Below are 12,512 nucleotides of genomic sequence, written 5' to 3' on the forward strand. Positions count from 1 at the left end.
TTTTTCCTCCTTGCGTCGAGCACTTTGTCGACATTACAAAGAGTGCATGCTGGCCATGCGCAACGCAACTTGTCAGACTGACGAAGTTGCGCTGCGGGTGTAACGCAAATTTTCCACTTGCGTATTGCGCCGGATCAACTTAGAGGTTTTTAAGCTCGCGATCGACCTTGTAGGCGTTTGAGGTGATATAGCGTTCCATCGCTTGTAGGCGACCTTCAAGTTCACGATACTCTTCATCGATATCGTGAAACGCTGCGCGCGGTGGTTCGCCCGCTTGGTAAACTTTGGTTTTCACCCCTACCGGCTTATGTCCATTGTTGGCTTGCGGGGCTTGCACTTCATCTAAAATCATCCACGCTGCAATATAAAGTATGACGACAAAACCGTGACCAAAAATCACCGCTGTTACGACAATTATCCGCACTAACCATGCTTCAATATTGAAGTAGTTCGCGATACCGGCACAGACGCCGGCAACTTTGGCATTTGCTTTGTCGCGCAATAATTGCTTGCGCGGTTTCTTGTCGTTGTCATAACTCATTTGCGTTCTCTCCAAGTTGGAGCGTCGGCATCAAGAATAGCTTCAAGGGTCTTGATGCGCTCACGCATCTGTTCTGCTTTTTGGGCTAATTGCTGCAAATCATGAATTTCTTCTTGCGATAGCCCCTGGCTAATTTTCTTCTTACTGCGGTAGTGCATGATGACCCAGATCGGTGCCACGAAAATCATGAACAAAATCAGGGGCACTGCAATCATCGGTACAAGTACATCGGCCATAATAAGGGTTCCCTATACTCACTTCTGGTCACTTCGCTGCTGGCGTACACCCGCTGAATGCGGGTGATGCCATGCCTGCGAATCAATTACTCAGCTTTTTTATCTTTTTTCACACGAGCTTTCATTGCTTCCAACTCGTCAGAAATTTGGTCTTCGCCTTCAAGCTCTGCGAACTCGTCGCGTAAGCTCTTTTTACCCATATCATAGGCTTCAACCTGCGACTCTAAGTCATCAATTTTAGACTCGTAGCGTTCGAAACGTAGCATTGCATCATCAATTTTTCCGCTATCGATGCGTTTTTTCACTTCCAAACGGCTGCTGGCAGCGCGCTGACGCATGATAATGGTTTTTTGACGTGCTTTAGCATCGGCGAGCTTCTCTTGTAACTGGCCAACTTCTTCGTTGAGCTTGTTCAAGTGCTCGTTGATACGCTCGATATCACTTTCTAAGCTCGTGACAGCGTCGTTTGCTTTACGCTTTTCTACCAGAGCCAAGCGCGCTAGGTCGTCACGGTCTTTGCTTAACGCAAGTTCCGCTTTCTTTTCCCACTCGCTTTGCTCAGTTTGGAAGCGCGCCATTTGGCGTTCAGTGTCTTTCTTTTCAGCGATTAAGCGCGCTGAAGTAGAACGTACTTCCACCAAGGTGTCTTCCATTTCTTGAATAATCAAACGTACCATTTTTTCTGGATCTTCTGCTTTGTCCAAAATGGCGTTGATGTTCGAATTTACGATATCAGTAAAACGTGAAAAGATACCCATGTTCGTGTCCTCATCTTGTGATTCGAAACTGTTACTTTACGGTCGCTAATAACAATGCAGATAGCGTGCCAACTTTTTCAAATCGCATTAATTGACTGATTTTTAGCTATTTATCAGCACAAAGCAAATTTTTGTTTGACCCACCAGCGTTATCAAATACACTAATAATTAGTCAATTTAACCACCATACGCAGTTGCCAGCACACAACAACTATAAAGGGGCTCTTCATGCGTCGCTCAAGAGAAGCGGATAACCTTATCGGCGAGGCGAATAGCTTTCTCGCGGTCTTAGAACAAGTATCGCAAATTGCACCGCTCACCAAGCCGGTTTTAATTATCGGTGAACGTGGTACGGGTAAAGAGCTCATCGCTGCGCGTCTGCACTTTCTTTCCGAGCGTTGGGAACAAAGCTATGTGAAGCTCAATTGTGCGGCACTCAGTGAAAGCTTGCTAGAAAGCGAACTCTTCGGCCATGAAGCCGGGGCCTTTACCGGCGCACAAAAACGACATGAAGGACGTTTCGAGCGCGCCGACCAAGGCACACTTTTTCTCGATGAATTGGCTAATACCTCAGCGCTGGTGCAAGAAAAGATACTTCGCGTCATCGAATACGGTGAATTTGAGCGCGTCGGCGGTAGTAAAACCGTCTGTACTGACGTGCGTTTAATTGCCGCAACCAATGAGGATTTGCCAAGCCTTGCTGAGCGCGGTGAGTTTCGTGCCGATTTACTTGACCGTCTCGCCTTCGACGTCATTACCCTACCACCGCTACGTGAGCGTCGTGAAGATATCATGGTGCTCGCCGAGCATTTCGCCATTCAAATGGCGCGCGAGTTACAATTCGAGCTCTTCAGTGGTTTCACCGAACGCGCGAAAAAAGCGCTTCTAGATTACCATTGGCCGGGGAATATCCGTGAGTTAAAGAACGTAGTTGAACGTTCGGTGTATCGTCTCGGAAGCGGTGCCGTACCGCTCGACCACATCATCATTGATCCTTTCGCTAGCCCATGGCGCCCAAAAGCTGCGACGCACCGCAGTAAAACAACTGCCAATACAGGACGAGATTCAATAAGCGAAGTGTCCCATAATGCGGCGGAGAATGCGGCGGAGAATGCGACGGATAGCGCCGCAACAACTGTTGATTTCAGCAAAGGACCAATTGAGTTTAAAGACGCAGTGGCCAACTTTGAAACTGAAGTTTTACAACAGGCGCTAAGCCATGCACAATTCAATCAAAAGAAAACTGCGGAAATGCTGGGGCTCACCTATCATCAATTACGTGGTTACTTAAAAAAATACTCATTATTGGACGGGTCAACGAGCTAAATGCGCTTCGCTAAACTTGGAATTGTGCTCCCCCTGGCAACAGTATCTGCTTTACTCAGTGGCTGCAGCCCCGCTGCGCATGAGGTGGCGCCCCTGCAGGAGGGGATTGTGTACTGTTCAGAAGGGAATCCGGAGAGCTTCAACCCACAGCTAGGCACCTCAGGTACCACCATTGATGCAAGTTCGGCGCAACTTTACGATCGCCTTATCGACTACGACGACGAACAACAAACTTTTGTTCCGGCGCTGGCGACCGCTTGGCAAGCCCTTGATAACGGCAGGCGCTACCGCTTCACCTTACGCAAAGACGTTGCCTTTCACGATACGCCCTGGTTTACACCAAGCCGCACCCTCAACGCCGAAGATGTTGTCTTCAGCTTTCGCCGTTGGCTAAATGAAGAACACCCTTATCACGAAGTCAACGGCGGTAACTATCCATTTTTCACCGCAAGCGGACTCAATAAACTTATTACCGATATTCGCGCGGTGGACACTCACACGGTCGAATTTTCGCTAGCGCGCAGCGATAGCTCGTTTCTAGCCAATCTCGCTACTGACTTTGCGATTGTTCTTTCCGCAGAATATGGTGCTGAACTTTTAGCACGTGGAACCCCAGAACAGCTCGACAAACGCCCTATCGGTACCGGGCCTTTCGTCTTTGAAGATTTTCGCAAAGACTTGATCATTCGTTACACGCGACATGATGACTACTGGCGTGAACCCGCAGCGATCAAGCAATTGGTGTACTCAATTACGCAAAGTGCAAATAAACGCATGCTGAAACTTCTCACCGGAGAATGCGATGTGATCCCCTACCCACTCGTCGAAGAACTTGCACTTCTTGATACCGGTGACGAAATTAAAATCACTAGCACGGTGAACCCGAATATCGCTTTCTGGGCTTTCAATACTGAACGTCCGCCATTCGATAATGAAAAGGTCCGGCGTGCCCTCGCTCATGCCATCAACCGCCAAGCGATTATTCAAACCATCTATAACGGTAACGCGCGCCTTGCCACCGGTGTTTTGCCAGAAACGTCCTGGGCATATAGCCCCGTCGACTTGACTTATGGCTACAATCCCGAGCGCGCACGTGAGTTACTCATCGAAGCGGGTTATAGCGACGGTTTTAGCTTTGATATCTGGGCGATGCCAGTGCAACGCGCCTACAACCCCAATGCACAAAAAATGGCGGAGCTCATCCAAGCCGACCTTGCCCAGGTCGGTGTGCAAGCGAATATCGTTTCCTACGAGTGGAATGCCTTTCGACGGCGCCTTGCCCGCGACGAACATGAGAGTGTTTTAATTGGTTGGATTGCCGATAATGCCGACCCGGATAACTTTTTCCGCCCATTACTCAGTTGCGCAGCGCTCAATGTTGGCACTAATCGTGCCAATTGGTGCGACCCCAAATTTGATGACCTCTTACTGCGGGCAATTACCGTCGACAGCCTTGAAGAACGGAAAAGCCTTTATCACGAGGCAGAAAATTGGGTTTATCGCGAAGTTCCCCTGGTACCGATTGCTAATTCGATGCGCTTTCAAGCCTTTCGAAGTGACATCCACGGTGTTGAAGTTCCTGCCTATGGCGGTCTGAATTTCCGCCATGCCTATCGGCAAAGCCAACAACACGAGACCGCTACCGGGGGGCAACGATGATTCGTTATACCCTGCGGCGTTTGGTCCTGCTTTTTGTCACTTTGTGGCTGCTAACACTCTTTTTATTCGCACTTAATTATTTTTTTCCGGGCGACGCCTTAACCAACATGACCGGCGTTCGTGCGAGCGACACCCTGATGTACCAGCGATTGCTGAGCGAACGTGGTTTCGACGCATCACTTTTTTCGCAGTATATCGCCTTTCTCGGCCATTTTATTAGTGGTGATTGGGGGCAATCACTATCCACGCAACGCGATGTGTTCCAAGAGCTTTTACCGCTGCTAGGCGCAACACTAGAATTAAGTATATTGGCAATGATAATCGCCATGCTTATAGGTGCACCACTGGGTTTGTATGCTGCCGGGCAACAACGCGGTAGCATGGATCGCGTGGTTATGGGAGTTTCGCTCAGTGCTTACTCGATACCGGTGTTTTGGCTAGCGCAGCTATTCATTCTCTTTTTTGCCGTCAAACTTGGCTGGACACCCATTTCGGGCCAAGTGAATCCACTTTTTAATATCGAAGTGCAAAGCGGTGCAATTCTACTCGATATTTTAGTCAGTGATTCGCCTTATAAAGGTGCTGCGCTGGCCGACGCTATTCAACATTTGTGGCTGCCGGTCATTGTGCTAGCTATTATGCCAGCCACGATGCTGATGCGTATTACGCGCAATAGCATGCTTGAAGTATTACAACAAAACTTCATCCGCGCAGCACGCGCGCGTGGCCTTACTGAGACACGCATCTTGTTACGCCACGCACTTCCGAATGCGATGCAACCGGTAGTGCGACAGTTGGGCCTCATGTTTAGTATTCTGATGAGTAACATCATCGTGACTGAAGTGATATTTAATTGGCCAGGTGTCGGTAGTTGGCTGGTGAAAAGTATTTACGAGCGAGATTACCCAGTCATGCAAGGCGGTTTGTTCACCATTGCAGCGCTAATTTTGCTAGTCAATGTGGCCGTCGAGCTCTTTCATGCTTGGCGCTACCCGCAAGTGCGTAAGGAACTTTATGCCGAACGCTAATATTTACTTCCAACAGCGGGAACCTTCACCATTACGCCAACTTTGGTTGCACGTAAACAGCAACCCTTTTGCCGTTGCCGCGTTTTATATTCTCGCCATCGCCTTATTGGTGATGCTGTTCTCACCGTGGCTAACGCCCTACAGCCCCGATGCGCAGTTTGCCGATGCGATTTTGCAACCACCAAGTTGGGATGACGCCGGCGAAATCCGCTATCTATTTGGCACCGATGATCTCGGCCGTGATATCCTCTCACGCATCATTGCCGGGTCTGTTTACAGCCTAGGTTACCCGCTTATCGCGGTACTTGTTGCGGCAGTGATTGGCATCAGCATTGGTGCTTGGGCGGGGATGTCACGCGGGGTGCAGTCATCGACCTTGAATCACCTACTTGACGTGATTCTTTCGATTCCATCTTTGCTATTAGCCTTGGTGATTATTGCCATGCTCGGGCCTTCGTTAGTCAATGTCATGTTTGCCATCACTTTGGTCCTAATTCCGCAATTTATTCACGTCGTCCATAACGCCATTTACGATGAGCGCTATAAAGAATATGTTACGGCCTCGCGGCTGAATGGCGTGACGCGCTGGTATATGCTGACACGTGTTATTTTTCCGAATATTACCAGTGTTTTGGTAATGCAAACCTCCTTTGCCCTGTCGACCGCCATTTTGGACATCGCCGCCTTGGGCTTTCTCGGGCTTGGGGTACAAGCGCCGGCGCCTGAGTGGGGAACCATGCTGGCGCGCAGCCTCGACCAGGTCTACGTTTCGCCGTGGATGATGGTACTACCTGGGCTTGCGCTATTCTTGACCATACTATCCATTAACGTGCTCGGCGATAGCATCCGTGCAGCCATCGCTGAGCGAGTGAGAAACTCATGAGTGCTATCTTAGACGTGCGCAATTTATCGATTGAAATCGAAACGGATAACGGTCCGGTGCGCGTCCTCGATCGCTTTAATTTGCAGCTGGCTGAAGGCGAAATTCATACCCTCGTCGGTGAGTCTGGCTCAGGGAAAAGCCTCCTCGCAAAGGCTATTTTGGGCTTTATTAATCCACGTTGGAAAATCACCGCCGATCGCCTGTGGTGGCGCCACTACGATTTACTCGCGCTGAATGCTGCGCAACGGCGGATTGTCACCGGGCGCGACATGGCGATGATTTTTCAGGATCCGAGTAGTTATCTCGACCCTAATGATAAAGTCGGTGCTCAGTTGCGCGAGAGTATCCCAAGCGGTGAACTTAGTGGCGTTTATTTGAAACGCCGAGCCGACCGTCAAACCCGCGCCGAACGCTTGCTTCATCGAGTGGGAATCAAAGATACCGCCGATGTGATGGAACGTTACCCGCACGAGCTGTCCGAGGGCTTAGCACAGAAAGTTAGCATTGCTATGGCAATTGCCCACAATCCTAAGCTGTTAATTGCTGATGAGCCGACCACCGCTATGGAGCCGAGTACCCGAGGGCAAATCTACCGACTGCTGGCCAAGTTAAGCGCCGGTCAAGGTATGTCGATTCTGATGATCACCCAAGATCTCACCGCGGTGATTCCCGAAAGTCAGCGTATTAGTCTCATCTATTGTGGCCAATTAATGGAAACAGGCCCTACCGAAGAAGTTATGCAAGCGCCCTATCATCCGTATACCGACGCCATGTTGAGCATGAGTCTCTCGGGCCAAAACATTGCACCCAGAACGCGTTTACCGACCCTCTCGGGCGCGATTCCAACGTTACAACATATGCCTATAGGGTGCCGCCTTGGACCACGCTGTCCCTATGCAAGACGCGCATGTATCCAACAACCGCCCTTAAGCAAACAACAACAGGTGCAATTCGCGTGTCACTATCCGCTGCATAATGGTGATGACAATGAGTAAACTTCTCGAAGTCAAAGACATCTGTAAGTATTACGTCCATAAAGATGGTTGGATGCCAGGGAAACGTGTCGTTGCACTTGAGCCTTTGAGCTTCAGCCTAAACCGTGGCGAAACACTGGCAATCATGGGCGAGACAGGGTCTGGGAAATCAACCATCGCAAAACTTATCGCGGGTGCTGAACGTCCCTCAGGCGGCGATATTTTTCTCAATGGCCAAGCCATGTCGAGTATGAGCGACCAACAACGCTGCCGACATGTGCGGATGATTTTTCAAGACAGTTTGCGCTCATTAAACCCGCAGATCACCGTCGGTAAACAACTGTGCGAGCCGCTGATTTTTAATAGCCAACTCAACCATGAAGAGCAAAAGCAACGGGTCCACGAAGTGCTACGAAAAGTCGGTTTGTTACCTGACCATTTTCACTTTTATCCGCACATGCTCGCAAGTGGTCAGCAACAACGTGTTTGCATTGCCCGCGCGATTGTTCTGGAGCCACAAATTGTTGTTGCCGACGAAGCCTTTGTGGCACTTGACCCATCGATTAGAGCTCAAATCATTAACCTTATTCTAGATCTTCAGGAAGATATGGGAATTTCGTTCATTTTCGTCTCACATTCGGCGGAGATCGTGAAACATGTTTCAGACAAGATCTTAATAATGCATCGTGGTAAAATGATCGAGTTTGGAACCACTAAGGCACTGATAAATCATCCGGAAGAGCAGTTAACGAAGACGCTGCTACATTCGGAACATAAGTATAAAGTGCCATTACATTCAACAACGAAGGAGTAAAGCTTTGGAAACAGGTACGCTTATATCATTAGCGCTCTATTTCATAGCAATGCTGGGGATTGGTCTGTACGCGTATAAAAAATCGACCGATGATGTTTCAGGTTACATGCTCGGTGGCCGACGCTTAGGCCCAGGTGTAACAGCCCTATCTGCGGGCGCATCAGACATGAGCGGTTGGATGCTTATGGGCTTACCCGGTGCGATTTATGTTTCTGGTGTATCCCAGCTTTGGATCGCAGTGGGTTTGGTCGTAGGTGCCTACCTCAACTATATCATCGTAGCGCCACGCCTACGGATGTATACAGAGGTCGCAAACGACTCGATTACCATCCCTGATTATTTTGCCAACCGTTTTGACGACAAAGCGCGTCTTCTGCGTGTGTTTTCGTCGGTGGTTATCATTATCTTCTTTACCCTCTATACATCAGCCAGCTTGGTCGCAGGTGGCAAGCTCTTCGCCAGCTCGGCATTTGGTCTAGATTACAGCTTAGGGCTCTGGGTCACCGCTGGTGTCGTCTGTGCGTACACCCTCTTCGGTGGGTTCTTGGCAGTCAGTATGACCGACTTCGTGCAAGGTTGTATTATGTTTGTCGCACTGGTGTTAGTCCCCATTGTGGCGATTTTTGACCTTGGCGGTATGGCTTCTGTGACCGACCAGGTTCGCTCCATTAACCCAGACTTCCTCGATTATTTCCGCGACGGCTCTATTGCTGATTCAACCATGAATCAATTATCGTTCTTGGGAATTATCTCGCTACTAGCATGGGGTCTAGGCTATTTCGGGCAGCCGCATATTATCGTGCGTTTTATGGCGATTCGCTCGGTGAAAGATATCAAAGCGGCGCGTCGTATCGGCATCTCATGGATGACAGTTTCGATTATCGGCGCAATGGTGACTGGTTTTGTCGGTATTGCCTATGTTGCCGAAACCAAGATGACCCTGAACGATGCAGAGACAATTTTCATTATCTTCTCGCAGTTCTTGTTCCATCCGCTTATTGCTGGCTTCCTTCTTGCGGCAATCTTGGCAGCGATCATGAGTACCATTTCATCGCAGCTGTTAGTGACCTCTAGTTCACTGACTGAAGACTTTTATAAAGCTTTCTTGCGCCGTGACGCAAGCGATAAAGAATTGGTGCTCGTGGGACGAATTTCAGTGTTAATCGTCTCACTAGTGGCAATCGCGCTCGCTTGGAACCCTGAGAACACTATCCTAGGTCTCGTTGCAAATGCATGGGCAGGCTTTGGTGCCGCATTTGGTCCAGTGATTATTCTAAGCTTGTTCTGGAAACGTATGAACCGTCACGGTGCCCTTGCGGGCATGGTCGTCGGCGCGGCAACCGTCCTCTTCTGGATTTACGCGCCTGTGGTCGACGGTGAAGCACTCAGTACCTATGTTTATGAAATCATTCCAGGCTTTATTCTTTGCACACTTGCCATCATCGTGGTGAGTTTGGCAACGGCTAAGCCTGCAAAAGAACTCGAAGACACCTTTGATGAAATGGAACGTCAACTTGAGCAAAACTAATGCTCTGATTTGACCTCCTGAGAAACTAAAAAGCCGCATTCGATTAATGCGGCTTTTTTTATCTCAGCAAAACTTACTTAGCTATCAACCACGGCGCTCAGCATAGAGTTCTAACTCACTCAGAATATAATCCTTCATCCGCATGGTCGTCTCGTAGCCAATATCAATTGCTTCATTACCCCGCTCAAACTCTAACAGGCCAATGTGACCCAACTTAGGTTGAACTAGGATATCTGGCGGATCGCCTGCAATACGCGCCTTAGTAATCCGTTCTTGCATGATATCGATAGCGCCCGCCATCACACCAAACATACCAGGCGCCTTATGGGAAGGACCACTGAACTTATCGACGACATTGTCCCAGTATTGCCCGCTGGCGGTCAGGAAGTTTTTGAAGAAGCCTTCTTCATCCTGATTTTCCTGTTGTTTAGCTAAATCTGACTTTTCGCTGGCTTGGCCGGTATCCACCGCTGTCGTATGCGCTTTGGTGGAAACGCCGTGAATATCGGCTTGTGGTTCAGGACGCGGAGGCTTGTGTTTACCTCGCGCTTCAATTGCAGCAGCATTGAGTTGTGAGTTCAGATGGACTGCAATGACAAAGTCGGCACCGAGTGCCCGGCAAAGCGACACGGGAACCGGGTTCACTAAGCCACCATCAACCAACCAGCGACCATTTTGGGCCGTCGGAGCTAGTAAGCCCGGCATCGCGCACGAAGAGCGAGCAGCGTGATAAATATCGCCTTCACGTAACCAGACTTCACGCCCCGTGTAAAGGTCCGTTGCTACGGCTCCATAGACAATGTCGAGGTCTTCAATGTTGACTGAACCAAAACGCTCTCGTGCATGACTGAAAACTTTTTCGCCCTGAATAATACCGCCGTGACTAAAGCCAAAATCCAGTAGATTAAAGACCTGCCAACGGCCCATATCCCGCACCCACTCTTCGAGTTCATCGATACGTCCAGAAGCAAAACCGGCCCCCACAAGGGAGCCGATTGATGTTCCTGCAACCATATTGACCTCGATGCCCATTTCTTGCAGCGCTTTGATAACGCCTATATGGGACCAGCCACGTGCTGCACCAGAGCCTAGTGCGAGAGCAACTTTCACATAACTCATCGCAAAAACATTCCTTTTAATTAAACTAAATCATCGTCCGCTAATTCAGCATCTTTACTATCGCCTTTCGCTGCTTCACCGCCTTTAACAGGCTTCGCTAGCAGCTGTTCACGTAAGCGTTTCTCGATGTCTTCAGCGATAGCCTTATGTTCCATTAAGAACTTCATCGCATTAGCCTTACCTTGGCCAATCTTATCACCGTTGTAGCTGTACCAGGCGCCTGCTTTATCAACAATCTTCTGCTTCACGCCGAGGTCGATAAGCTCGCCTTCTTTGGAGATACCAGCACCGTACATGATTTGGAACTCAGCTTGCTTAAATGGTGGAGCAACTTTGTTCTTCACTACTTTAACACGGGTTTCATTACCAACCACTTCATCACCCTCTTTCACCGCGCCGGTGCGACGGATATCCAAGCGCACAGACGAGTAAAATTTCAGCGCATTACCACCTGTGGTCGTTTCTGGGTTACCGAACATTACGCCAATTTTCATTCGGATTTGGTTGATGAAGATACACAAGCTGTTCGATTTCTTGATGTTTGCAGTTAGCTTACGCAAAGCTTGTGACATCAAACGCGCTTGGAGTCCAACGTGGCTATCACCCATCTCACCTTCAATTTCAGCTTTCGGTGTAAGCGCCGCAACGGAGTCGACAATCACCACATCTACCGCCGCCGAGCGTACCAACATGTCACAGATCTCGAGTGCTTGTTCACCTGTATCTGGCTGTGACACGAGGAGTTCATCGACGTTCACACCAAGCTTCTCAGCATAGACAGGATCAAGTGCGTGTTCAGCATCAACGAACGCACAGGTTTTACCCATCTTTTGTGCTTCAGCAATAACTTGCAGTGTCAGCGTTGTTTTACCACTCGATTCAGGTCCGTAAATCTCAACCACGCGACCGAAAGGCAAACCGCCGATACCTAAAGCGATATCGAGACTTAACGAGCCGGTTGGAACTGACTCAATATCCATCGCTTGGTTGTCGCCCAAGCGCATAATTGAGCCTTTACCGAATTGACGTTCGATTTGGCTAAGTGCCGCGTCAAGTGCTTTCTGTTTATCATTGCTCATGGTAATGTCCGTTCTATTGAATGCGTTAAAATTGAGTATACTGTATTTTTATACAGTATCAAGAAATTTTTTCATAGCACCGCAATGCTTCACTGATTGTAGCCTCTCTCACCGCCGCTCGATCGCCAGGGAAGTGACACTTCCAGCTAAGCTGACCATGCGGCCAAGCAAGCCCAAACCAGACCAGCCCGACCGGTTTTTCCGCTGTGCCACCGCTAGGTCCCGCGACCCCGGTAACTGCGATGGCTAATTCAGTACCCGCTTGTTTGCGGGCGCCAACCGCCATCGCCTCTGCGGTCGCCGCCGAGACAGCACCGTGTTCTCGAAGCACCTCACTTGGCACGCCTAACACCTGTTCCTTTAACGCGTTACTGTAGGTAATAAAGCCTCCCTCAAGCCACGCTGAACTTCCGGCCACGGCACTTAAAGCATAACCGATTCCGCCGGCGGTGCAGGATTCTGCTGTGGCAATACGCCAGTTGCGCTGTTGTAACCAAGCACCGATTTCTACTGCCAGATCATAATGTAATTGTGTTACCATTTTGCCATTGGCACCTTCATAAAATA

The 12,512-nt window shown here is 49.4% G+C and carries 13 protein-coding genes; 7 read left to right on the plus strand and 6 right to left on the minus strand.

Annotated elements, in window-relative coordinates; genetic code table 11:
• Positions 1-139: 139 nt before the first annotated feature.
• The 3 genes from pspC to pspA all read right to left on the minus strand — a co-directional run bounded on the left by pspC (position 140) and on the right by pspA (position 1,535).
• Positions 140-541 (minus strand): envelope stress response membrane protein PspC, encoded by a 402-nt coding sequence (pspC, locus tag CWE21_RS02075; RefSeq protein WP_126832663.1) that lies wholly within the window; start codon positions 539-541, stop codon positions 140-142.
• Positions 538-777, minus strand: coding sequence for an envelope stress response membrane protein PspB (pspB, locus tag CWE21_RS02080; RefSeq protein WP_126832665.1), 240 nt, complete (start codon positions 775-777; stop codon positions 538-540). The genes pspC and pspB overlap by 4 nt, the downstream gene beginning before the upstream one ends.
• An 86-nt stretch (positions 778-863) precedes the next feature.
• Positions 864-1,535, minus strand: coding sequence for a phage shock protein PspA (pspA, locus tag CWE21_RS02085; RefSeq protein ID WP_126832667.1), 672 nt, complete (start codon positions 1,533-1,535; stop codon positions 864-866).
• A gap of 228 nt (positions 1,536-1,763) precedes the next feature.
• Here pspA and pspF point away from each other — a divergent pair, with 228 nt between their 5' ends.
• From pspF to putP, 7 genes are read left to right on the plus strand one after another with little or no spacing between them, the layout of a single operon-like run.
• A complete protein-coding gene (gene pspF, locus CWE21_RS02090; protein WP_126832669.1) occupies positions 1,764-2,861 on the plus strand; it encodes a phage shock protein operon transcriptional activator in 1,098 nt (365 codons plus the stop codon).
• Positions 2,862-4,520, plus strand: a complete 1,659-nt coding sequence (sapA, locus tag CWE21_RS02095; RefSeq protein WP_126832671.1) for an ABC transporter substrate-binding protein SapA — start codon at positions 2,862-2,864, stop codon at positions 4,518-4,520.
• A complete protein-coding gene (locus CWE21_RS02100; RefSeq protein ID WP_126832673.1) occupies positions 4,517-5,548 on the plus strand; it encodes an ABC transporter permease in 1,032 nt (343 codons plus the stop codon). Before sapA ends, CWE21_RS02100 begins: the two co-directional genes overlap by 4 nt.
• Positions 5,535-6,431 (plus strand): ABC transporter permease subunit, encoded by an 897-nt coding sequence (locus CWE21_RS02105; RefSeq protein WP_126832675.1) that lies wholly within the window; start codon positions 5,535-5,537, stop codon positions 6,429-6,431. The genes CWE21_RS02100 and CWE21_RS02105 overlap by 14 nt, the downstream gene beginning before the upstream one ends.
• A complete protein-coding gene (locus CWE21_RS02110) occupies positions 6,428-7,426 on the plus strand; it encodes an oligopeptide/dipeptide ABC transporter ATP-binding protein (protein ID WP_126832677.1) in 999 nt (332 codons plus the stop codon). The genes CWE21_RS02105 and CWE21_RS02110 overlap by 4 nt, the downstream gene beginning before the upstream one ends.
• Complete coding sequence (locus tag CWE21_RS02115; protein WP_126832679.1) at positions 7,419-8,219, plus strand: ATP-binding cassette domain-containing protein; 801 nt, start codon at positions 7,419-7,421, stop codon at positions 8,217-8,219. Before CWE21_RS02110 ends, CWE21_RS02115 begins: the two co-directional genes overlap by 8 nt.
• 4 nt (positions 8,220-8,223) lie before the next feature.
• Entirely contained in the window at positions 8,224-9,747 is a 1,524-nt protein-coding gene (gene putP / locus CWE21_RS02120; protein WP_126832681.1) for a sodium/proline symporter PutP, read from the plus strand.
• Positions 9,748-9,831: 84 nt separating this feature from the next.
• Here the strand turns inward: putP and CWE21_RS02125 are convergent, their stop codons facing one another.
• The 3 genes from CWE21_RS02125 to CWE21_RS02135 are packed head-to-tail and all read right to left on the minus strand — an operon-like array spanning position 9,832 to position 12,486.
• On the minus strand, positions 9,832-10,866 hold the full coding sequence (locus tag CWE21_RS02125) for a patatin-like phospholipase family protein (RefSeq protein ID WP_126832683.1): 1,035 nt from the start codon (positions 10,864-10,866) through the stop codon (positions 9,832-9,834).
• Between the two features lie 20 nt (positions 10,867-10,886).
• Positions 10,887-11,945: a recombinase RecA gene (recA, locus tag CWE21_RS02130; RefSeq protein ID WP_126832685.1), complete on the minus strand. Its 1,059-nt coding sequence runs from the start codon at positions 11,943-11,945 to the stop codon at positions 10,887-10,889.
• Positions 11,946-12,003: 58 nt separating this feature from the next.
• On the minus strand, positions 12,004-12,486 hold the full coding sequence (locus CWE21_RS02135; RefSeq protein WP_126832687.1) for a CinA family protein: 483 nt from the start codon (positions 12,484-12,486) through the stop codon (positions 12,004-12,006).
• Positions 12,487-12,512: the final 26 nt, after the last annotated feature.

The organism is Pseudidiomarina aquimaris (assembly GCF_003987395.1).
Classification (GTDB): Bacteria; Pseudomonadota; Gammaproteobacteria; order Enterobacterales; family Alteromonadaceae; genus Pseudidiomarina; species Pseudidiomarina aquimaris.

Bases quoted from the DNA above. Each gene is read 5' to 3' on its own strand.
- pspC (WP_126832663.1), bottom strand. From the start codon at position 541: ATGAGTTATGACAACGACAAGAAACCGCGCAAGCAATTATTGCGCGAC.
- pspB (WP_126832665.1), bottom strand. From the start codon at position 777: ATGGCCGATGTACTTGTACCGATGATTGCAGTGCCCCTGATTTTGTTC.
- pspA (WP_126832667.1), bottom strand. From the start codon at position 1,535: ATGGGTATCTTTTCACGTTTTACTGATATCGTAAATTCGAACATCAAC.
- pspF (WP_126832669.1), top strand. From the start codon at position 1,764: ATGCGTCGCTCAAGAGAAGCGGATAACCTTATCGGCGAGGCGAATAGC.
- sapA (WP_126832671.1), top strand. From the start codon at position 2,862: ATGCGCTTCGCTAAACTTGGAATTGTGCTCCCCCTGGCAACAGTATCT.
- CWE21_RS02100 (WP_126832673.1), top strand. From the start codon at position 4,517: ATGATTCGTTATACCCTGCGGCGTTTGGTCCTGCTTTTTGTCACTTTG.
- CWE21_RS02105 (WP_126832675.1), top strand. From the start codon at position 5,535: ATGCCGAACGCTAATATTTACTTCCAACAGCGGGAACCTTCACCATTA.
- CWE21_RS02110 (WP_126832677.1), top strand. From the start codon at position 6,428: ATGAGTGCTATCTTAGACGTGCGCAATTTATCGATTGAAATCGAAACG.
- CWE21_RS02115 (WP_126832679.1), top strand. From the start codon at position 7,419: ATGAGTAAACTTCTCGAAGTCAAAGACATCTGTAAGTATTACGTCCAT.
- CWE21_RS02125 (WP_126832683.1), bottom strand. From the start codon at position 10,866: ATGAGTTATGTGAAAGTTGCTCTCGCACTAGGCTCTGGTGCAGCACGT.
- recA (WP_126832685.1), bottom strand. From the start codon at position 11,945: ATGAGCAATGATAAACAGAAAGCACTTGACGCGGCACTTAGCCAAATC.
- CWE21_RS02135 (WP_126832687.1), bottom strand. From the start codon at position 12,486: ATGGTAACACAATTACATTATGATCTGGCAGTAGAAATCGGTGCTTGG.